This window comes from Acinetobacter guillouiae CIP 63.46 (assembly GCF_000368145.1).
Classification (GTDB): Bacteria; Pseudomonadota; Gammaproteobacteria; order Pseudomonadales; family Moraxellaceae; genus Acinetobacter; species Acinetobacter guillouiae.
This window is the reverse complement of record NZ_KB849283.1, coordinates 947,656-968,873: the sequence shown is the minus strand read 5'-3', so window position 1 is coordinate 968,873 and position 21,218 is coordinate 947,656. Positions and strand designations below refer to the sequence as shown.

Here is a 21,218-nt window from a genome sequence, read left to right as displayed (position 1 = left end):
AGGATTTTATCTAAAGCGTATTGTGTTGCTAATAGTGCGTTGGTTATGTAGTGCATTGGTTTTGCTACAGAATAAAACTCTAATTTTTCCCCACTATGTGTTAATTGCGTTTTAACTGCTCAATTCATTTTTTGCCCAGTTCGGATCATCTAACATTTGATGTACACGTTTCTTATCAACATCATTTTCCCATACACCAATCACTAAAGTTGCGACACAATTACCAATCAAGTTGCTTACTGCTCTTAAAATACCAATCAGCCAATCCACTGAAAGGATCAATACCAAGCCAATCGCCGGGATAACAGGAAAACTGGATAAAGTCGCAGCGAGTACAACGATCGCTGATGCAGGAATGCCATGTGCTCCTTTTGAGGTAAATAAGGTGATTAAAAGAATCATGATGAGGTCTGAAATTGTTAGGTGAACACCTGTCGCTTGCGCGATAAATACAACAGCAAGGGTGAGATAAATTGAAAAGCCATCTAAGTTAAAAGAGTAACCCGATGGAATGACTAGGCTTACAGTGGAGTCTTTTATCCCTAATTTTTTTAGTTTATACATCACTTGTGGTAATACTGAATCAGAAGATGATGTTCCACATACGATGGTGATTTCTTCTCTAAAATAGCGAATGAGCTTAAAAATATTGAAACCTAAGAGTTTTAATACCAGACCAAGTATGACGATCACAAAGAAAATCACAGTTGCATAATAAATTAAGACCAAATAGCCCAAATTAAGTAAAGTTTCTATTCCAAATTTTGCCACGGTAAAAGAAATTGCACCAAAAACGCCGATAGGAGCCAGTTTGATGATGATGGACATGATTTTAAAAATAACTTGAGATATTTTGTCAATAAAAGAGGCGACAGGTTCACTGACATCTTTAGACAGCATAGATAATGCAACGCCAAATAAAATTGAAAAGACAACCACTTGCAGAATATCATTCCCTGTAAATGCGCCCACAGCGGTTTGAGGAATCATATTTAAAAAGAAATCAGATATACCTGTAACTGCATGGATATTTTCATTGTACTTGGTCATTTGGGATGCATCTAATGTTGAAATATCCACGTGCATACCATGCCCAGGTTTAAATATATAAGCTGCGGCTAATCCTAAAATTAAAGCGATAGTGGTCATTATTTCAAAATAAATCAGCGTTTTTATTCCCACTTTCCCAGCTTTTTTTAAGTCTCCTGCACCATAGATTCCTAACACAATGACACAGAATATAAGCGGTGCAATCAGCATTTTGACAAGTTTGACAAAGCCATTACCAAACACTTGAAAATTGATCGCAATATGAGGCAAAAAGTAACCGAATAAACAACCAATCACCAATGCAATCATCACTTGTAAAAATAAAGAGCGTTTAATAAGCTTCATTGAGGAGATTCATAACTAAAAGGTCACTTGAAAAAAGCAATAGTTATGCCATTTTTTGAATGAATAATTTTTGGTCTTTTCTGTAATTTTTGTTATGGCGGTATTTGATGTTTAATACATAGGCTGCTTAATAGTGTTATTTAATTATTTATAGATTAAAAAAATAAAAAGGATATATAACAAGCCTTAAAACAATATCCTAAAACATTTAACAATAAGAAGCTAAAACTTGTACATCTACAATCGTATTTTTTGTTAGCTTGAAATATACCGTATTATTGGAGTAAGAAAATGACTAAAAAAGTACTATTCATCACTTCCAATTCTGGCGTTGAGCATGATGAGCTTAAAAAACCTTTAGACTTTTTGACGAGCAAGGGCATAGAAAGCATACACGCTGCGATTGAATTAAACGATGTACGAACCGTTGTTCATGATGATGAAAAATCGGTGTCATATAGTCCGCATGCGATTTTGGAAAAAGTAGATCCAAGTGATTATGACCTGCTGGTTATTCCAGGGGGAACGGTCAATGCCGATCAATTGAGAATTGATGAGAATGCTAAGAAAATCATTCAATCCTTTACAGACCATAAGAAACCGATTGCTGCCATATGTCATGGACCATGGGCTTTAATCAATGCAGAAAGAATTAAAGATAAAAATTTGACTTCATATAAAAGTATTCGCATAGATTTAGAGAACGCAGGTGCAAACTGGACAGATGAAGAAGTTCATCGTTGTAATACGGGTGGATGGGTACTCATTACATCACGTAGTCCAGATGATATTCCTGCCTTTAATGAGGCGATATTAAAAGAGTTGGAATAAGTGAATAGGGCAGGTTAGACAAAGTTTAAATTTTTGAGATAGCCCTTTAATCGAGTGTTATTTCATATAATCTTTGAATATGTTGGGTTTTAATTCCCCATACAGAACCAGATATTCTACGTTGATGATTTTCAAAACTTTGTCGATTCTCAAAAACTTCATGCACATCCCAAATTAAGGGATTTTGGCTTTGTTTGACCTCAAAAGAAACACAACCTTGTTCTTGTCTGGTTAACTTGATATGTTCTGGAAGACACTTGATTACGATATTTAATTCTTGTTCAGACACACAGATTAACTGACCACTTAGCTTAACCATAGCATTCTCATTGATAAAATATAGCTGTTGTTTTATGTAGGCGTAGGACGAGTCTTATATATTATTATTTATTGCGTAAAAATTTAATACGCATTTTTTATTGGATTGCTCACATATTACTTATAGAGAAGTGATACTTAAAATATAAGGTTAATATTTAGAGCGTAAATCGTCATATTTCTCAACATAAGAAAATAAAAATTTGTAGGAAAAGTCATAAAAAACGTAAAAGATCGCCACGATAAAATAAAGTTAAATCATAAAAAAACTTGAGCTTTTGAAAGAGCATAAAGGTGATGCTGACTCACTCTAAAAAGCAGTTGACCGCTACAGACTTCAATCTATTCAGATGAACAAGTGGATGAAGTTGCCTAAGTAGAGCACCAATTTTATAAACCATCCTATATTGCACTCATAAATAGCAAGCTTGCATTTTGACTAAAAAAAATTGATCTAAATTATTGCATATCAGTCTCACATATATAAAAAGAATATAAAAAACAGATTGTTAGTTTTTGGCATGGATCCTGCAAATGTAATTCAAACTTGTATACAAGATGGGATTCAAAAAATGTACTTAGAAAAAATGAGTGGCTGGACGATTAGTGATTGGCAACGGGCTTATCAAACTGGTGAAATTAATATCGAAAAATTGTGTGAATTAGTGAGTGAGTTTGATCCGCAGGATAATGCATGGATTTCAATTGCGACTGTCGAACAAATCAAACAACAGATTGAAGATCTTCAAATCGATTCTCATGACTTAGAGAATATTTATCAGCAATTTCCGTTATATGGAATTCCATTCGCAGTTAAAGACAATATTGATGTAAAAGGATTTGTATCTACAGCGGCATGTAAGATCATCTCTCATCCTGCTGAACAAGATGCCGCACTTGTCCAGTTATTGAAAAATGCTGGTGCGGTTGTCGTCGGTAAAACAAATTTGGACCAATTTGCAACTGGATTAGTTGGCACTCGATCTCCTTATGGCGCAGTTAAAAACAGCTTTAATCCAAATTATGTAAGTGGTGGATCAAGTTCTGGTTCAGCGAGCGTAGTGGCTCGTGGTCTGGTGCCTTTTTCATTGGGAACTGATACTGCAGGGTCTGGCCGTGTTCCAGCTGGTTTTAACAATATTGTGGGATTAAAACCAACCAAAGGGCGTTTTTCAAATAATGGTCTATTGCCTGCCTGTAAGACTGTTGATTGTATTTCGATTTTTGCTTTAACAGTTGTAGATGCTGAATATGTTGCCAATCTATTAGAAAAATATGATGCGCGAGATAGTTACTCGCGGAAAAATCCAAAAACAGCGCCAGCACGCTTTACCTCAAAACTCAATTTTGCAATACCCGACACTTTAAATTTTTTTGGTGATCAACAATCGGAACAAGCGTTTAACCAAGCACTAAAATTACTTGAGTCTTTTCAGGCTTCTATTACAGAGATTGATTTTACGGCTTTTGAAAAACTCGCAGTACAACTTTATCAAGGACCTTGGGTGGCTGAACGAACTGCTGCTTTAGAAGATTTTATCGAACAAAATCCTGAAGCATTTGATCAAACAGTTTTAGAAATAGTTAAACAGGGTTATCAATACACAGCGATTGATGCTTACAACGCAGAGTATCTAAAACAAGATTTGGCACGTGAAATTCAGGAAAAATTGGCTCAATTTGATGCTTTGATCGTACCAACATCCCCCACAATTTACACAATCGAAGAAATGAAAATTGAACCCATTAAGTTTAACTCTCATTTTGGTACATATACTAATTTCACCAATTTGGCTGATTTAAGTGCACTGGCTTTACCCGCAGGGTTTCGAGAAGACGGCTTACCTTTTGGAATTACTTTAATTGCACCTGCTTGGCATGATGCTGCATTAACTCATTTTGGAAAACTCTGGCAGCGATATCTCGATTTAAAGTTAGGGGCAACACAAGCAAAATTGAAATCTACTCAACTGAATTTAACCCGATCTGATCATCATATCCGTGTGGCTGTTGTTGGGGCTCATTTAACAGGTATGCCACTGAATTTTCAATTGACCAGCAGAGATGCTGTACATATTGAAACGACCAAAACTGCCAGTAAATATTCTCTATATGCATTGAATGGGACAGTGCCGCCTAAACCGGGCCTTGCACGTAATGAAGCTGAGGGGAAAGCCATTATTGTAGAACTTTGGGATATTCCAACTGCTCGTTTTGGGGAGTTTGTTGCAGAAATCCCGACACCACTGGGTATGGGAAATGTGGAACTTGAAGATGGGCGCTGGGTAAAAGGCTTTATCTGTGAACCTTATGGTTTGGAAGATGCAGAGAATATCAGTCATTTGGGAGGATGGCGGGCATATATCCAACAGCGAAATAATCCAGTACCAGCTGTATCGAATTAAGGGGGGAAAGCATCATGTTTCATACTGTATTAATTGCAAACCGTGGTGAAATTGCTGTAAGAGCCATTCGAACCTTAAAGAAATTAGGCATCAAAAGTATAGCTGTCTATTCAGACACAGATCGTTATGCTCAGCATGTATTAGATGCAGACCTCGCAGTTGCTTTACAGGGGATTAAGCCAGCAGATACGTATTTGAGTATTGAAAAGTTAATCCGAATTGCAAAAGACACAGGCGCACAAGCGATTTTCCCGGGTTATGGTTTTCTTTCTGAAAGTGCTGAGTTCTCTCAAGCATGTGAGGAAAACGATATTGCATTTATGGGGCCTACAGCCGAGCAAATTTTAGAATTCGGACTAAAACATCGTGCACGTGAACTGGCGGCCATAGCCAATGTGCCAATGACACCCGGAACAGGTTTATTAAATAGTTTAGATGAAGCACTCGAAGCTGCGGAAACAATTGGTTATCCGATCATGCTGAAAAGTACCGCAGGTGGTGGCGGTATTGGTTTAACCCGCTGTGACTCAAAAGATGCCTTAATGGAAGCTTATGAAAGTGTGAAACGCTTAGGTGAGCAATTTTTTAAGGATGCTGGCGTCTTTTTAGAACGCTTTATAGATAAGGCTCGTCATGTAGAGGTACAGATATTTGGTGATGGTCAAGGTCAAGTGGTTGCTTTGGGAGAACGGGATTGTTCACTACAACGTCGTAACCAAAAAATTGTTGAAGAAACACCTGCAGCAAATTTACCTGACGCAACACGAAAAAAACTACATCAAGCTGCAATTGAGCTCGGAAAATCGGTTCAATATCGTAGCGCTGGAACCGTTGAGTTTATTTATGATGCAGCACGAGATGAGTTTTATTTCTTAGAGGTCAATACTCGACTACAAGTTGAACACCCTGTAACAGAAATGGTAACAGGGCTGGATTTAATCGAATGTATGCTAAAAGTCGCATCAGGGGATCGGTTGGATTGGGATGACTTAGCGCATATACAGCCCCAAGGTGCAGCTATAGAAGTTCGGGTCTACGCAGAAGACCCAGTTAAGAATTTTCAGCCGAGTCCAGGTGTTTTAACTGATGTTTATTTCCCTGAAGGAATTCGGGTTGATACATGGGTATCTACAGGCACTGAAATTTCTCAATATTTTGATCCAATGATTGCTAAGATCATCGTTCATGCTGAAAATCGTGAGGCTGCGATACAAAAGTTAAAACAAGCATTAGTTGAAGCACGACTCAACGGTATTAGTACCAATCTTGATTATGCGCGTGAGATTATTTCAGATGTTCGCTTTGAAAGTATGCAAATCTGGACACGGATGTTAGACGATTTTAAATATACACCTCGGGTGATTGAAGTGGTTCAGCCGGGAACATTAAGTTCGATTCAAGATTATCCTGGGCGTATTGGTTATTGGGATATTGGCGTCCCACCATCAGGCCCTATGGATGATTTTGCTTTCCAATTGGCAAATAAAATTGTAGGCAATGATGCTAAAGCTGCGGGTTTTGAATTTACCTTGATGGGGCCTACGTTAAAATTTCATGCTGATACCACCATTGCATTAACAGGTGCGCCATGTTCTGCATATCTTGACGATCAAACTATTCATTTTTGGCAACCGATCACAGTCAAGTCTGGACAGATACTTGAGTTAGGGCAAGTTGAATCCGGTTGTCGAACATATCTTTCAGTACGGGATGGTTTGGATGTCCCAGTATATTTAGGCAGTCGCTCGACTTTTGCATTAGGTAATTTTGGAGGTCATGCTGGTCGTACACTTCGTGCAGGTGATACGATTAAAATGGTGAATCCGACTTTACTTATGAATGAGTTACCTATTGCCATTGCACAACCACAAGCATTGTCTAACCACTTAATTCCAAGCTATAGCACCGAATGGAAAATCGGAGTGCTATATGGCCCACATGGCGCACCAGATTTTTTTAAACAAGAATATATTGAAGAATTCTTTGCTTCAGAATGGACGGTTCATTTTAACTCAAACCGTTTAGGAATTCGTTTAAGTGGGCCAACGCCTAGTTGGGCACGAGAAAATGGTGGAGAAGCTGGATTACATCCTTCCAATGTACACGATTGTGAATATGCCATTGGCGCAATCAACTTTACAGGTGATTTCCCTGTTATTTTAGCTAAAGATGGACCAAGTCTTGGTGGGTTTGTTTGCCCAGTAACGATTGCTAAAGCAGAATTATGGAAAATCGGACAACTTAAAGCAGATGATAAAATCTCTTTTTATCCATTAAGCGTAGAACAAGCGAATCAATTAGAACAACAGCAGCTAGATTTGATTGAAAACTTTTCAACTGCTGTTCCAGATGTAGCCCCTATTTCTAAAGCGGAAATGGGTACGACGATTTTGGCACAGAGAGAGGCTATGCAGCTTTCTCCAAAAACAGTTTATCGTCAAGCCGGAGATAGTTATATCTTACTTGAGTATGGTGACAATATTCTGGATCTTTCCCTTAGGTTACGTGTCCACAAATTGATAGAGCTGATACGTGCTCACAATATCGCAGGTATTTTAGAATTATCACCTGGTGTTCGTTCCTTGCAAATTAAATATGATGGTTTGATCATCCCGCAAAAAACGCTAATCGCTGAACTGCTCTATTTAGAAGAACAAATGGGAGATCTAAGCCAAATAAAAATACCATCACGTATCGTTTATTTACCCATGGCATTTGAAGATAGTGCCACCCTGAGTGCAGTTGAACGATATCAGGAAAGTGTTTGCGCCAAAGCACCATGGCTTCCAAATAATGTGGATTTTATTCAGCGAATTAATGGTTTGAAACACCGTGATGAAGTTAAACAAATCTTATTTAATGCAAATTATCTTGTGCTTGGATTAGGAGATGTTTATCTGACAGCACCTTGCGCAGTACCGATAGACCCGCGTCATCGTTTATTAAGCTCTAAATATAATCCAGCACGTACATTTACCGCAGAAGGGACTGTGGGAATTGGTGGTATGTACATGTGTATTTATGGAATGGATTCACCAGGTGGATACCAATTAATTGGTCGCACATTACCGATCTGGAATAAATTTAAAAAGAATAAACAATTTGGCGATAAACAATGGTTCCTGCAATTTTTTGACCAAATCAAATTTTTTGAGGTTACTGAAGCTGAATTAGATCAGTGGCGTTTAGATTTTGCCAATGGTCAAGCTCAAATTCAAATTGAAGAAACTGAATTTGATTATGCGCAATACTGTAAATTTTTAGAGGATGAAGCTGACAGCATCGAGGTCTTTAAAGAAAAACAACAGTTTGCTTTTAAAACTGAAGTTGAACGATGGAAAGAAGATTTTATCCATCCAGAAGAAACCCAAAAGGATTACATTGAACAGCAAGATTTTAGTCACTTTGTCGCTTTAAATGCATCAATGACAGGCAATATATGGAAAATATTGGTTGAACATGGTCAAGTGGTGAAGAAAGGTGAAACTGTAGCGATCATCGAGGCTATGAAAATGGAATTACCTGTATATGCATCTGAAGACGGTATTGTAAAAGCTGTGACTTGTCGCGCTGGTCAGACAGTACATAGTGGTGAGCCATTGGTCTATATGGAATAGGATATGACTGAAATAAAGAATTCTTTAAAAAGCTCAGACAATTTGTCTGAGCTGGTTTATCGAAGAATCAAGAATGATATTTTTGATTTTAAACTTATGCCGAGTGAGCGTTTTACTGAGTCAGAAATTGCTAAAACTTATCAAGTGAGTCGTACCCCTATACGTCAAGCTTTATATCGTTTACAGCAGGAAGGTTATGTAGAGGTTAGTTTTCGAAGTGGTTGGCAGGTGAGACCACTGAACTTTAGATATTATGAAGAACTGTATGATGTTCGCATCATTTTAGAAAAAGCAGCCATCGAAATACTTTGCGCTCATATTGGGGAGCCATCAATTGAGTTGGCAGTATTAAAAGATTTATGGTGTATCGAACCTGAGCAATACCTAAAAGATATTAAGGCGCTTTCTCAACAAGATGAAGATTTCCATTGTTCTCTTGTTCGTGCAGCAGGTAATCAGGAAATGGCACGAATACATCGAGAACTGAGTGAAAAAATTAGAATTATTCGTCGCTTAGATTTCTCCAAACAATATCGTATAGAGGCAACTTATGCTGAGCATCAGACTATTTTAGGTTTTATTTTTAGAAAAGAACGGGATTCTGCGCTAAATGCGACTACAGAGCATATCAAACAGAGCCGTGATGAGGTAAAGAAAATTACATTGCAAATGCTAGATTCTAGTCAATTTATTTAAGCTAAAATTTTGATTAATTGACTTATACTTCAATGCTTTTAAGGGAAGGATGATGAATATTTGTTGTAAATTGAGAGAAATGTATAAATGCTGAAAAATGAGGGGGGCAAGTTCCACACTTCGATTAAAAGAAAAAAGCTAATTGACGATAAAGCAGATGTAAAATAGTTAATCAAGAATAGCAAACAACAAAAAACCACTTAGGATTAATGCACCTAAGTGGTTGTCTTATTTGGTGGGCCCGCCCAGACTTGAACTGGGGACCAACGGATTATGAGTCCGCTGCTCTAACCAACTGAGCTACAGGCCCTTCATCAAGTGAATTGATTAATTATCAACTACTTGGAACGTGTGCAATACTATCTAAGATTTTAGAGTTTATCAAGTTTTTTTACAAGTAGACTGTAGAGAATAGCTTGATATAGTATTTAGCATTGCGACAGCTAGAGATTCTATATATGTCAACACCAAGAGTAAAGCTGACAAAAGACATTTATTGATCAATTGGAGCTTAGATCTGCGATTTATCGAGACAATAAGTTGATTGGCTTTGTTGTACGTGTAAATAACAGCGATAAAACTTATATCGCTGAAAAGAAAGTTCTCAGTCGATCTATTTGCTCAACTTCGGATTATATGGAAATATCGATCTAGACTAAGCGTAAGAATTGGTAGAGAGAAAATTGCTGCAAATGGCATAAGGGATAAATCCCAACCCAGAGAAAAAGCAAAAATATCAGAGCAGCAACAACAATTAAATATCGAGAAGAAGAAGTCTACAGTAGCTAGAGCAAACGAAGTTTTTATGGATTACCTCAATTTAGAGTCTTTTCAAGCAAGATCAATCATAGACTATACAATCAAAAATAGATCGTTTAAAAAGAGGGCGGTATTTGGAAGTGTGATTAGCATCTTAATTTAAGATTTTTTATTTTAAATAGGATTTTAATTAAATTCACTATTAGAAAAGCAAGGAAACACCTTGCTTTTCTTAATCTGCTTTAAACATTTTTAAAACGCTAAGCTTATAAAAATAGCTGCAAATTACTCTAACTTAGCCTTGCCAACTCGCAAGCATATAGATCACAATCGCAAGCAAAAATAGACCCACTATGAGTAAAATATATTTTGGGATTCTACGCTTTTCTTGTGCTTTTTCTGATCTTTCTTGAGCTGTTGATGGGTTGTTATCAGGTTGCATATTAACCTCTAAGATTTATCAAGTGATTAATTTATATGGTGGACTAATCTCATCAATACTGTGTGAATAAATGTTGTTAAAAAGTGATCAATGTAGATTAAGTGAAATTTTAAGTATTAAATGAAATGATACTTTAAAATAAGGGTTAGTTATTTTAAAAATAAAAACATAGTGTTAATTGGTATTCTATATTGAGTTAAAATAAATAAGCATGACTCAAATTCACAAGAACTTACAACACTAAACAGCGAATAAAATAATCCATGTTATAAAGATAATCCTTATATTTATCGTTATATGGAGACGTGATTATGCCTATAGGAGATAAATCTGCATATACAGCAAAGCAGAAAAGACAAGCCCAACATATTTATGAAAGTGAGAAAAAACAAGGCCGTTCGGATGAAGATGCACAACGTATTGCTTGGGCGACCGTAAATAAGCAGGATGGAGGTGGGAAAAAATTACGCCACTCTTAGCTGATTCAATCCACCTCGGTGGATTTTTTATTTGTTAAATAAACTGCTAACTTTGAAAAATTAAATAATAGAGTTATAAAGATGATTTTTAAAGTTTGCCTATAGGATTATCTGTGCTCGTTATTTAAAACATTACGCCATTATTCATTACCCATATTACTACTCATAAATTCTAGAATAGAAAATATATCAACATGCAAACCGAGCGAATATCAAAGTGTAATTTATTAGACAGATTTTAAAAAGCAAATTCTTAGATCAGCATGCCAATCAAAATACAATGATTGATGAAGGATCTAAATCAGAAATAAGGTTGCTCAATATCAATACAAAGCCATCAATACAAAACCAATAGTGATCACTTGAAAATTAGATCCTATCTCCTATAATAAGCTATCAAATGATAATGATATGTATTCTTGATTATGTTTAAAGGTAAAAGCTTCGATAATTTTTTAAAATTTAGCTTCTTTATGTTTATGGTTTTAACCTTTTGTGCGCTCGGCATGGCGATCTATGAGAAATTCATAGGTCAAGCAGATAAAATTGTTTTAGGTCCAGCCTTAACCTTTATGTTTTTTGCATTTTTTGCAAAATATCAATATGCAATTCAATACTGGGGCAAACGCCTCGATCTTATCAATGAAGGCGAAAGACAACGCCAATTAAGATTGGATGAAGATACGAAAGTCTTAAAAAATAAGATTTAATCAAATATAAAACGCTCGATGAAACTCATCGAGCGTTTTATATGGAATAAGTGTCAATCTACTTCAGAACGTGACACACATAAATTGAATAAAACTCAGTTGTAATAGGCAAAATCTATACTTCTAGCCAAGTGTCTTTAACCTCTTGAGAATCTTTAGTTAAGATCACTTTTTCGCCTTTTATCTCACCAACCCAAGATGTTGGGATGAGATGGTGATGTCCATCGCCATGTTTGGTCAGTTTGATTTGGTCTGCTCCAACAAGGTGATCTACCTCACCAACTTTGGTTCCACAAGACGCAATAACATCGGCATGATTCTTAATACTTTCAACATTGATAGAAGTCATTTGATACTTTCCTATTGAAATGTGATTTGAATATTTACCTTATATGAAATAGATAGGTGAGTCTTGGTCTGAAATGAAAAGGCTACAAGACAGCCAAAATAATTACTTAATGAATTAAATTTTATACATGGTAATTTTTTGAAATTAATTATAAATGAAGCCATTACAGTATTTAAGTCACTGTAATGGCTTTAGGTTTTAACAGATAGACTTAGAAACGATAACCTACACCAAGGTAAGTGATCAGTGGGTCGATCTCAATTTTAGTTTTAGCCTGAATGAGCTTTGCATTGTTGTTGGTGTTTAGGACAGTAATGGTTGCCGTATTGTCTAACTTCGCATAAGAAATAGAGGCTGTAGCAAACCAGTTTTGTTTAAAGTCATAGGTAAAACCAGCAGTAACAATCGGAGCAATGGCATCAGTTGCATCTACTTTAACTTTCATGTTGCCGCTCGATGGCTTTCCTTCTAAAGAAGCACCTGCTTTACCATCATGAATGTTTTGAATCATATGTCCAGCACGTATCAAATCATTTTCAATTCCTGAATTGATTTCGATATCATTGAAGTAGGCATACATTAAACCAGCACCTACAAATGGTCTGAACTTATTGACACCAGATTTACCAAAATAGTACTGCGCTTGTATGGCAGGCGTCCAAGCTCTAGCAGATGCAGCAGTGTTATAACTATCCAAATCTGTAATTAAAAGATTGTTTTTTAAATACAAATCGCCTGCAATGCCACCGAGTGGTTGAGAAGCTGCTGAAAAGGGTGCATAAACAGTACCTTTTCCTTTTAGATCAACTTTTGGTGGAATCCCTGCAATCAATTGAACAGCAACATTGTCGGTGACATTATAAGTAAACATCATACCTAACGTGTCTACATCCTCAACTTCCAAACCAGCATCCGCTGACCAATGGGCAATCCCATTGATTTCAGCAATTCCTGTTAATTGGTCTATTAATGTTGGGTCATCTGCCATAATTGCATCCAACAGATCATCAAATACATACCGTCCTTCCTCATTACTCGGCATGTTGAGTATGCTAATAAGGTTGGGATCCATCGCATCAATACGCGATTGATCGAGATTATCTATAATCGTTTTGCCTGAAATTACACCCACCGCAGCTTTAGTACCATTACCTACAGAGGTATTAATCCTAAAAGGTTGTGCTTTCCCCATTGATGACATATGTAACCAACCTGAAGAAACCGAGAAGCGTTTAAAATCTTCAGCTTGACTTATTCCCGCAATACAAATGAGTGAGGTTGTAATGACGGCTTTTTGAAAGATCTTTTTTGTTTTCACTTGAATTCATCCTTTTAAATACAATCACTGTCTTCTTGACAATGAGATTATTAAAATTACATAAAACAACCAATAAGTAGAGTAAAAACTCTAATTTAAAAACAGTATTAAGACTTAGAAGTTAATTAATAATGATCGAAAAGTAATATAAAAAACATAAAATCATAGAGTTGTTTGAAAATAATGTATTTTTAAGTATATTTTTCATATAAATAAAGTATTACAAAATAGTGACATAGTTTTACTTTTTGATAAATTTACTTTACTTTTGATTATATTAAAAAAATTACAGCATAGATTAGTAAATCTAAATTTAATTATTATTCATAGAATATTTTGGTGAATTATCGATATAAGTTGTATTATTTTTCCAACTATAAAATACAACTTATAAAGAAATTAACTATTATAAAATAGCGAATAAAGAATAAAATGATCAGTTAATGCCTATTGATTTGCATTTATTTAAAATCCAATACATGTGATTATGATTTGAATCGCCAAAATAATAAGACAGATTATTCCAACAGCATAAGAAATACTGCGCCATGGTTGCATTGCACTGAGATAGGTGATTGTATGTGTGATTCTTGCAATCGTAAAAATACAAAAGATCCAGACAATAAAATCACTACTTAGGTTTAATGCAATACAAAGCCCTCCAAACACCCAAAACACGGGAATATTTTCTAAATCATTTGCCCAAGCTTGGCTGGCTCTGGTTACTTGTGGCAGCTCTTCGGGTCGGGCTTGGACACTGACAAAATTAGCATCTTCGGCATTTTTAAACGCTTTATTCTTTATACGATAAAATCCTTGATAACAAGAGATTACAAGCATTTTAAAAAAAAGCAAAACCACACAAAATGCATAGATATGTAGTAGATTATTCATAGATCCCCATTTATTTTATATGCTTTAGATGTATTTAATTAAGTGTATCTATTTAAAGTGATTTTTAAACTTTGTCGAGAGAAATTTTTAGAAGCAGTTTTAATGCTTGATGGCTCTGATTTATTTTTTGGTGAGAATGACTGAAATAGAATCGAATGATTAGAAACTTAAACACAATTGAAAATTAATCGAGTGCTTTTAACGATGATCTAAGCTTTGAGTCAATGAGAGCTGCTGCTGAGTGTGTTGCGTTATACGATGATCTAGCAAAGTTTGTGGCTATTGAGCGGGAATAGTATGCAGTGTTACTTTTTTCGTTTTTCTAAATAAATTTCAAATATGCTCCATGTGCAAATCAAAACAAAGACTAAGGCACTTACGCCAAAGAGAGGCATCAACATATTGCAATCCTTTTGCAGGTAAAATTTTTGAGCTTATGGCGCAATTAAGACTAAAGTCTAAATGATTTTAACAAGATAAAAAATATTGATTTGAACCTTATTATTGAGATTATGATTTATATGGATGTTTTTTATGAAAAATTTATATTTTTGTTCTAGAGGAAGTTAGATGATATTGGTGCGTTTAACGGTTTTCTATTTTAAGCATACATTTTGGTGTAGCAAAACAAGTGTTTAAAATGACAAAAATAAATATACAAATGTAAAAAATAAGCACAATAGAGATTGTCTTTTTAAGCTTTTACTCGGACAATTCGCAAATTATGATTTTATGATGTCAGGTATTTATGAAAAAGATGTTGGGAGAACTTACTTTTAAGCTCTCAGGTTGGTCATATGAAGTTGATCAAAGTGTATTAGAAAAAAAACAAGTCATCATCGGTTTTGAACATACATCCATGATGGATGCTGTGTTGTCATTGGCAATTTTTCAAATTCATGACATTAAAATCCATACTTTAATTAAAAAAGAATTATTTAAAGGTCCTTTAAAACCGATTTTAGAAAAAATTGGTGGTATTCCTGTAGACCGTAAGTCAAACAAAGATATCGTTTCACAAATGGTTGATCTGTTTCAGAGTAATGAAGAATTTAATTTGGTGATTGCGCCAGAAGCGACTCGCGCAGAACGTGGGCAAGCACGTAAACCGATCCGTACTGGTTTTTGGCATATCGCAAAAGCAGCTGGTGTTCCTATTGTTTTAATGTATGCAAACTCAAAAACAAAACAGGGTGGGATCTTTGGAAAAATTTACCCAACAGATCTAGATCAAGACTTAGCAGAAATTAAACGTCTATATAAACAACATACAGGGCTCGATATTGTGATTCCTGAAGCAAAAAATTCTTAATTTGCATTAAATCTAAAAAATAAGCACTTTCTCATAAAAAAGTGCTTATGGTAGAATTGTCGCAATTTGATATGGCATAAAGCCAATCTACAGGAGCATATTTCGCATGGCGGGTCATTCCAAGTGGGCCAATATTAAGCATCGTAAAGCAAAACAAGATGCAAGTCGTGGTAAAGTCTTTACCAAATATATTCGTGAATTAACCACAGCAGCAAGACTTGGCGGTCCTGATGTGGGAAGTAACCCTCGTCTACGTGCTGTTGTCGAAAAAGCACTTTCAGTGAATATGACACGTGACACGATCAACCGCGCTATCCAGCGTGGTGCTGGTGGTGAAGATAACGATGACTTAAAAGAAGTCACTTATGAAGGTTATGGTGTGGGTGGTGTTGCGGTTATCGTAGAAACCATGACAGATAACCTTAATCGTACTGTGCCTGATGTACGTCATTGTTTTTCTAAAACCAATGGTAACTTAGGTACTGCGGGTTCAGTGGCATACATGTTTACCAAACGTGGTGAGATTACTTTTGAAGATGTTTCTTTGGAAGATAAAATCATGGACGTGGCTTTGGAAGCTGGTGCTGAAGATATCGAAGTGAACGAAGATGAAATCTTAGTAATCACTACACCAGAAAGTTTTGGTGATGTACAAGATGCTTTGACTGCTGCTGGTTTAAAATCTGATAATGCAGAAGTGGTCATGAGCCCATCAACAAAAGCATTGATTGCTGATGTGGATCAAGCAAAACTCATTGTGAAAATGATTGATATGTTTGAAGATCTTGATGATGTTCAAAACGTATATACCAATGTTGAATTCACAGATGAAGTATTGGCTGAATTAGACAGTTAAGTCTGATTTGAGTTGATAAAACGCACCTTTGGGTGCGTTTTTTATTATTACGCGTTTTAATTTAATTTATTAAATAAAAAACAATAGTTTATAAGTTATTTTTCATTTGACTAAATTTAAATAAAATCCTTCAACAAGATGAGATCAACATTGCTTCTGTTGATCAATCAATCAAAGATCTAATTGAAATTGGACGATTTGAATACTCTTTTAGCCTGAATGAAATTTCTGATGCACTGTCGATTTTAGTTAACATTGAAAATTTTAACAAAGAGAGTGTAATTCAAGTAATTAATCATATTTTTGAAGCATTTTCATGTAATTTAGAAGAGAAAGAATTTCTTGAGAGTGAAGACGAATACTTAATGAAATTAATTTTTTTAATAGTTAATATTTTCTAAAATTACTTTAATACAGCATATTTGAAACTACAGATATCTAAATGATACTTTGCCCTAAACTCCTTAAATTGAAATTAGGGCAGGGTAAAGAAATCACGCTAAGGATCGTTATACCGTTGCTAAATACAACGAGTGTAGTGGTTTGAATGATGTACTAAGGTTCTTTGGATAGAGTTTTATCCTTAGGAATAATGCTGGAAAAAACTATTAAAAATGCAAAAACTATAATGAAAATTTTGACAAAACAATTATAAAGCTTGCGTATGGTGAATTTAAGATCGGATTTTGAGATAAAAACCCACTCACGGTGGGCAATGCTGGAGTTCTCTTTTTAGTTATAGACCACAGTCTTCAATAGTCAAAATTTTTATACATTAGAATGTTTAGGTAAATTAAAAAGAGTTTGAGAAGAATAAAAAAAAGTATACAATTACAGCAAAATTGCATTACGATTATTAATAAAAGTAATTGTTTGAATTTTTAAACTAATAAGCATTCTTACAATGAAAAAAGGATTTTTATAATGAAAAAGGTATTTTTATCAAATGCTTTTTTGGGATTAATCTGTTTTAGCAACTATTCAGTTTATGCAAGTTCTGAAACTTTTCAACCTATGTCAGAAAGTGAAATGTCAGCGACTACTGGTCAGGCTTTAATGAGTATGTCTTTTATTGCACCTAATGATTCAGATAACTTGGAAAGACAGCGCACTGGCGGTAGCCAGAATATCGGTTTTTATCGCTTAGGTTTGGAAGCAGAACTAGAGTTGAATGCTAATATTAAAAAATTACAACTAGGTTGTGGGGGATTGAACGGGGCTGGTGGATGTGACCTTGATATTGATAATTTAAGTTTAAGTGGTATTTCTGATACTAATTCTGGCAGAGCAAGTTCCAGTGCAAAATTAACTAACCCTTTCATTGAGTTTGCAATTAAAAATCCTGGTCAGTCATCAACAAGAGAAATGGTAGGATTGAGACTGAGTGCCGAGAAAATACTAGGTCTGCTGACTTTAGGAACAGAAAATTCATCTGTTGCGAATGGACTAAATAGTTTCTCTGGATACATGAAAGTACAGTCAGGTATTGGTACTACTGTTGCAGAACAAAGTAAAATTAAAGGATATGCCGATACTGCTGCACAGTTTATGAATCTAGCTACATATCCAATTAAAGGCAACTTAGTTGCAATTGGATTAGCAAATGCAAGTTTTATCACAACTGGAGGGGGATTCAGTATTCCAGAAATGAATAACCTTCCTTTTGAAACTTCCCAAATTGTTGTTGTAGGAAATCGTAAGACATCAGTTGGCTTATCTGCATCTGTTGATATTCCAACTATCAATTTAGGGACAGGAAATGATTATCCAGCAATAGGTAGAACAACCTTTGATGCAAATGGAACCACAACAGCAGTATACACAGCTGGTAATCCCGTAGACGCTAAGATAACAGGATGTCAAAACACGGTTTTTTTAATTCCTGCTTGTTTAGCAGCACCAACAGGGCGTCAATTTACTAATATCAAAATGAGTGGTTCAGTAAGTGGTGCAAAAGCGACTGTAAATTTTCAAGAAGCTCTTGGCTTTATTCATAGCTTACAGGTGAATTCGGCTGCATCTTTAAGCTTACAAAATCAGAGTTTATTGTGGCCAGGTTCTGAATCCTTAAATATTGCACAGCCAGGTTGGTGGTTAGCACTTGCAGATCCTATCAGTATAGGTCGAGTAGAACCAACCCAAAAATTAAGTATTGAGCCATTGCTTGGTCAATTTGCTACGAAAGCTGGAGATTATTTACAGCAAAATCCTGCCAGAACAAATGATCTTGGTGGAATTATTAGTGGAAATGGCCTTGATGCAAATATTGGAAATGTAAATTTATCAAATGTTGCTCCCCTACAAATGAATCTATCTAACCTTCAGCTTAATGGGCAAAATTTTGCCCCAAATTGTTATGGTAGCCTCAAATTTTGTTAATCTTAATTTACTGGAATTCGTACAGAATTTAAAAGAGAACATTACTGATACTGACAATCTGAGCATCAGTAATAAATCTTATCTAGTTAAGAGTGATTCAGGCAGTGCAATGATGATAAAATTTTTAATAAAACATGATTATTTTTTAAATTTAATAAATGAAAATATTGAGTGCAATAAAATTACAACATATTGATTTAATTGAATGTTAATCGCACCTTTTGGTGCGTTTTTTATTGAGAGAATTTATTGCTGGTTTAAAACAGCGGAAATAAATTTATTTTTTTCAATCCGATAATCGATCATATCTAAATTTTCACAACGCTTTTTTAGATTATTGTACGTTTGCACCAGTTCAGGCGATTGCCTGAGTCGATCTCTAAACTTAATAAATGACTCAAATTCAGAACCTTTGACAACCAGTTGAAAGGCGACATCATCACCATTGAGCGATTCCAACATACACAGTTGATCCGTTCTCAGTGTTGCTAATTTTTCTTGAAAATTTAAGCCATAAAGTTTTGAATTGGATCATTAAATTCAGATTGATCCACTGCAATATAAATGTCTAAATCTCCTTTAGAGATTGCATTTGGAATCGAAGAGGCGCCAATGTGCTCAATCTCTGCATTGGTTAAAAGTGCTTTGATTTGAGTTTGATAATACGCAAACCGTGCATGACATAGTGGTTGATATTCTTCGGCTAAATAAAATCTCATAAAAAGATCCATTCAAATACAATGTGATATCTTTGATTTTTAAATTCTACTTATTTAAAACATCATAAAACCAATGTTTAAGACCAATGAGAGTAGCTTTGCTTCGTAAACTTTTAAGTCCATTCTATTCATCGTGTGGAAACTAAACGGACTCAATACATAATTTAAATTCGATTGAGTAGGCCAGTACAATTAAACACGCGTTTATATTCTTTAATCACAAAGCTTGAATGTAGTGCAACCACGTGCTCAATTTTACCAATACGTTTGAGTAAAATTTCACTGTAATTCTCCATATCTTTTGCGATAACTTCTACAAGGAAATCAGCAGTTTGCCCAGTCACTAAAAAGGCGTTAATCACTTCAGGGATGTTTTCGAGTTCTTCTAAAAATTTAGCAAAGGTATCAGTATCATGTTTACTTAGGGAAATTTGTAAAATGACATGTAATTTAAAGCCTAATTTTTCAAAATTAATATCACGCTTTAGATTGGTCATGATATCAGTTTCGATCAAGTGTTTGATACGACGATGGACAGAACTTACCGACAGGTTAATACGTTCTGACAATTCATTTAGATTGATGTCTTCATGGGTTAAAATTTCTAAAATTTGTTTGTCGTAACGATCCAGTTCCATATTTTTATCCAGCTTGAAAAAATTTTCTGTATTAATGTAGATTGATTTTTATAGTTTTTCAATATTTGAATCATTTTTGAGAATAAATATCATAAAATGCTAGGTTATGGAAAATGAAACAGTTTAAATCTGATTGTATACTGTGTTGAACCATATCATGATGATTTTGCAAATGACCTGTTGAAAACATTGAGCGAATTGATAAAACCTAACCCAAAGGATTAAAGATTATTTTAGTAATTGCTCCTCTATAAAATTTTTACTTTATACTGATTAAAATTGAAAAGTTTATCCCCCCATGCTTGAACACGATCTAGAACTTACCGAATCTGAAATGTATCTCTATTCCCGTCAAATTCTGCTGAATGGTTGGGATATTGAGGCGCAGGAAAAATTAAAACTCGCCAATGTGCTGATTGTTGGTTGCGGTGGAATAGGGTGTACCACTGCCGAATTGTTGGCACGTGCAGGTGTTGGGAAAATTAGTCTGATTGATGCTGATACGGTTGAAATCAGTAATTTACAAAGACAAATTGCCTATGTTGCGCAAGATGTCGGGTTTTATAAATCGGAGATCTTGGCGAAGAGATTGCAAACAATTAATCCTTTTATCCAAGTAGAAAGCTATACCAGTAAATTGGATGAAAATAATGCGCAGGCATTGATTGCTCAGCAAGATTTAGTCTTAGATGGTTGCGATAATTTTACTACCCGTTATCTGGTGAACCACATCTGTACCCAGCTGCATATCCCGCTGATTAGTGCATCTGCGATTGGTTTCCAAGGTCAGCTTTTTATGGTTGAAGGTGGCTCAGCTTGTTATGAATGCTTATTTCCCAAAGCGCAACAACATAATGAAAGTCTACGTTGTGCTGATTCAGGTGTATTGGCCACCACACCCAATGTCATGGCAAGTTTACAGGCACATCATGCACTTCTATATTTAGGTTTAGCAAAAACCCCATTGAAACAAAAACTGATGCTTTGGGATGGATTAACAATGAAACAACGAATTTTAGCCTTTGAAAAAGATAGAGATTGTACAAACTGTCAGGCAAGCCATACTGCAAATGCTGATTAATTTGCTACACTTATACAAAT

The 21,218-nt window shown here is 35.3% G+C and carries 17 protein-coding genes, 1 tRNA gene and 2 pseudogenes; 11 read left to right on the top strand and 9 right to left on the bottom strand.

What is annotated here, in order from left to right; translation table 11 throughout:
• Window positions 1-111: 111 nt before the first annotated feature.
• Window positions 112-1,395, bottom strand: coding sequence for a C4-dicarboxylate transporter DctA (gene dctA, locus F981_RS09760; RefSeq protein ID WP_004721043.1), 1,284 nt, complete (start codon window positions 1,393-1,395; stop codon window positions 112-114).
• Between the two features lie 291 nt (window positions 1,396-1,686).
• Here dctA and F981_RS09755 point away from each other — a divergent pair, with 291 nt between their 5' ends.
• Window positions 1,687-2,226 (top strand): type 1 glutamine amidotransferase domain-containing protein, encoded by a 540-nt coding sequence (locus F981_RS09755; RefSeq protein WP_004721041.1) that lies wholly within the window; start codon window positions 1,687-1,689, stop codon window positions 2,224-2,226.
• A gap of 46 nt (window positions 2,227-2,272) precedes the next feature.
• On the opposite strand, the gene F981_RS09750 is transcribed toward F981_RS09755, so the two are convergent.
• Window positions 2,273-2,545: a putative quinol monooxygenase gene (locus F981_RS09750; protein WP_004721040.1), complete on the bottom strand. Its 273-nt coding sequence runs from the start codon at window positions 2,543-2,545 to the stop codon at window positions 2,273-2,275.
• A 571-nt stretch (window positions 2,546-3,116) separates the two neighbouring features.
• On the opposite strand from F981_RS09750, the gene atzF reads away from it, so the two are divergent.
• From atzF to F981_RS09735, 3 genes are read left to right on the top strand one after another with little or no spacing between them, the layout of a single operon-like run.
• Window positions 3,117-4,949 (top strand): allophanate hydrolase, encoded by a 1,833-nt coding sequence (atzF, locus tag F981_RS09745; RefSeq protein WP_035372142.1) that lies wholly within the window; start codon window positions 3,117-3,119, stop codon window positions 4,947-4,949.
• Between the two features lie 14 nt (window positions 4,950-4,963).
• Window positions 4,964-8,566, top strand: a complete 3,603-nt coding sequence (gene uca, locus F981_RS09740; RefSeq protein WP_004721036.1) for an urea carboxylase — start codon at window positions 4,964-4,966, stop codon at window positions 8,564-8,566.
• A 3-nt stretch (window positions 8,567-8,569) separates the two neighbouring features.
• Entirely contained in the window at window positions 8,570-9,262 is a 693-nt protein-coding gene (locus tag F981_RS09735; protein WP_004721035.1) for a GntR family transcriptional regulator, read from the top strand.
• 233 nt (window positions 9,263-9,495) lie between these two features.
• Here the strand turns inward: F981_RS09735 and F981_RS09730 are convergent.
• Window positions 9,496-9,572 (bottom strand) — tRNA-Ile (locus F981_RS09730).
• Between the two features lie 148 nt (window positions 9,573-9,720).
• Between F981_RS09730 and F981_RS24380 the strand changes: the two are divergent.
• A pseudogene (locus F981_RS24380) lies at window positions 9,721-9,913 on the top strand (integrase family protein); the annotation flags it as partial.
• 403 nt (window positions 9,914-10,316) lie between these two features.
• On the opposite strand, the gene F981_RS23910 reads toward F981_RS24380, so the two are convergent.
• Entirely contained in the window at window positions 10,317-10,463 is a 147-nt protein-coding gene (locus F981_RS23910; protein ID WP_004721032.1) for a hypothetical protein, read from the bottom strand.
• Window positions 10,464-10,774: 311 nt separating this feature from the next.
• On the opposite strand from F981_RS23910, the gene F981_RS23905 reads away from it, so the two are divergent.
• The gene (locus tag F981_RS23905) at window positions 10,775-10,942 is read left to right on the top strand and encodes a hypothetical protein (protein WP_004721030.1); all 168 of its coding nucleotides are present in this window, start codon (window positions 10,775-10,777) and stop codon (window positions 10,940-10,942) included.
• Window positions 10,943-11,367: 425 nt separating this feature from the next.
• Window positions 11,368-11,652 carry a hypothetical protein gene (locus F981_RS09720; protein WP_004721029.1) on the top strand — a complete coding sequence of 95 codons (285 nt, stop codon included), beginning with the start codon at window positions 11,368-11,370 and terminating at the stop codon, window positions 11,650-11,652.
• Between the two features lie 115 nt (window positions 11,653-11,767).
• Here F981_RS09720 and F981_RS09715 read toward each other — a convergent pair whose 3' ends face one another.
• The 3 genes from F981_RS09715 to F981_RS09705 all read right to left on the bottom strand — a co-directional run bounded on the left by F981_RS09715 (window position 11,768) and on the right by F981_RS09705 (window position 14,213).
• The gene (locus F981_RS09715) at window positions 11,768-12,001 is read right to left on the bottom strand and encodes a DUF2171 domain-containing protein (protein ID WP_004721027.1); all 234 of its coding nucleotides are present in this window, start codon (window positions 11,999-12,001) and stop codon (window positions 11,768-11,770) included.
• A gap of 211 nt (window positions 12,002-12,212) precedes the next feature.
• On the bottom strand, window positions 12,213-13,319 hold the full coding sequence (locus F981_RS09710; protein WP_004721026.1) for an OmpW/AlkL family protein: 1,107 nt from the start codon (window positions 13,317-13,319) through the stop codon (window positions 12,213-12,215).
• A 465-nt stretch (window positions 13,320-13,784) separates the two neighbouring features.
• The gene (locus F981_RS09705; protein WP_004721023.1) at window positions 13,785-14,213 is read right to left on the bottom strand and encodes an MAPEG family protein; all 429 of its coding nucleotides are present in this window, start codon (window positions 14,211-14,213) and stop codon (window positions 13,785-13,787) included.
• Window positions 14,214-14,961: 748 nt separating this feature from the next.
• On the opposite strand from F981_RS09705, the gene F981_RS09700 reads away from it, so the two are divergent.
• From F981_RS09700 to F981_RS09690, 3 genes are all read left to right on the top strand, one after another.
• Entirely contained in the window at window positions 14,962-15,525 is a 564-nt protein-coding gene (locus F981_RS09700; RefSeq protein ID WP_004721021.1) for a 1-acyl-sn-glycerol-3-phosphate acyltransferase, read from the top strand.
• A 106-nt stretch (window positions 15,526-15,631) separates the two neighbouring features.
• Entirely contained in the window at window positions 15,632-16,381 is a 750-nt protein-coding gene (locus F981_RS09695) for a YebC/PmpR family DNA-binding transcriptional regulator (RefSeq protein WP_004721018.1), read from the top strand.
• 924 nt (window positions 16,382-17,305) lie between these two features.
• Window positions 17,306-18,760, top strand: a complete 1,455-nt coding sequence (locus tag F981_RS09690; protein ID WP_004721014.1) for a hypothetical protein — start codon at window positions 17,306-17,308, stop codon at window positions 18,758-18,760.
• A 246-nt stretch (window positions 18,761-19,006) separates the two neighbouring features.
• On the opposite strand, the pseudogene F981_RS23900 reads toward F981_RS09690, so the two are convergent.
• Window positions 19,007-19,479: pseudogene (locus F981_RS23900) on the bottom strand (GrpB family protein).
• A 164-nt stretch (window positions 19,480-19,643) separates the two neighbouring features.
• Complete coding sequence (locus F981_RS09675; RefSeq protein ID WP_004721004.1) at window positions 19,644-20,117, bottom strand: Lrp/AsnC family transcriptional regulator; 474 nt, start codon at window positions 20,115-20,117, stop codon at window positions 19,644-19,646.
• Window positions 20,118-20,415: 298 nt separating this feature from the next.
• Here F981_RS09675 and F981_RS09670 point away from each other — a divergent pair, with 298 nt between their 5' ends.
• Window positions 20,416-21,198, top strand: a complete 783-nt coding sequence (locus tag F981_RS09670; protein ID WP_004721002.1) for a HesA/MoeB/ThiF family protein — start codon at window positions 20,416-20,418, stop codon at window positions 21,196-21,198.
• The last annotated feature ends 20 nt before the right edge of the window (window positions 21,199-21,218 follow it).

What these genes read in the sequence shown, in the direction of transcription:
- F981_RS09720 (WP_004721029.1), top strand. Translation starts at nt 11,368, where the DNA reads ATGTTTAAAGGTAAAAGCTTCGATAATTTTTTAAAATTTAGCTTCTTT.
- F981_RS09695 (WP_004721018.1), top strand. Translation starts at nt 15,632, where the DNA reads ATGGCGGGTCATTCCAAGTGGGCCAATATTAAGCATCGTAAAGCAAAA.
- uca (WP_004721036.1), top strand. Translation starts at nt 4,964, where the DNA reads ATGTTTCATACTGTATTAATTGCAAACCGTGGTGAAATTGCTGTAAGA.
- F981_RS09750 (WP_004721040.1), bottom strand. Translation starts at nt 2,545, where the DNA reads ATGGTTAAGCTAAGTGGTCAGTTAATCTGTGTGTCTGAACAAGAATTA.
- F981_RS09690 (WP_004721014.1), top strand. Translation starts at nt 17,306, where the DNA reads ATGAAAAAGGTATTTTTATCAAATGCTTTTTTGGGATTAATCTGTTTT.
- F981_RS09700 (WP_004721021.1), top strand. Translation starts at nt 14,962, where the DNA reads ATGAAAAAGATGTTGGGAGAACTTACTTTTAAGCTCTCAGGTTGGTCA.
- F981_RS09670 (WP_004721002.1), top strand. Translation starts at nt 20,416, where the DNA reads ATGCTTGAACACGATCTAGAACTTACCGAATCTGAAATGTATCTCTAT.
- F981_RS09715 (WP_004721027.1), bottom strand. Translation starts at nt 12,001, where the DNA reads ATGACTTCTATCAATGTTGAAAGTATTAAGAATCATGCCGATGTTATT.
- F981_RS23910 (WP_004721032.1), bottom strand. Translation starts at nt 10,463, where the DNA reads ATGCAACCTGATAACAACCCATCAACAGCTCAAGAAAGATCAGAAAAA.
- F981_RS09755 (WP_004721041.1), top strand. Translation starts at nt 1,687, where the DNA reads ATGACTAAAAAAGTACTATTCATCACTTCCAATTCTGGCGTTGAGCAT.
- F981_RS09705 (WP_004721023.1), bottom strand. Translation starts at nt 14,213, where the DNA reads ATGAATAATCTACTACATATCTATGCATTTTGTGTGGTTTTGCTTTTT.
- F981_RS23905 (WP_004721030.1), top strand. Translation starts at nt 10,775, where the DNA reads ATGCCTATAGGAGATAAATCTGCATATACAGCAAAGCAGAAAAGACAA.
- F981_RS09735 (WP_004721035.1), top strand. Translation starts at nt 8,570, where the DNA reads ATGACTGAAATAAAGAATTCTTTAAAAAGCTCAGACAATTTGTCTGAG.
- atzF (WP_035372142.1), top strand. Translation starts at nt 3,117, where the DNA reads ATGTACTTAGAAAAAATGAGTGGCTGGACGATTAGTGATTGGCAACGG.
- F981_RS09675 (WP_004721004.1), bottom strand. Translation starts at nt 20,117, where the DNA reads ATGGAACTGGATCGTTACGACAAACAAATTTTAGAAATTTTAACCCAT.
- dctA (WP_004721043.1), bottom strand. Translation starts at nt 1,395, where the DNA reads ATGAAGCTTATTAAACGCTCTTTATTTTTACAAGTGATGATTGCATTG.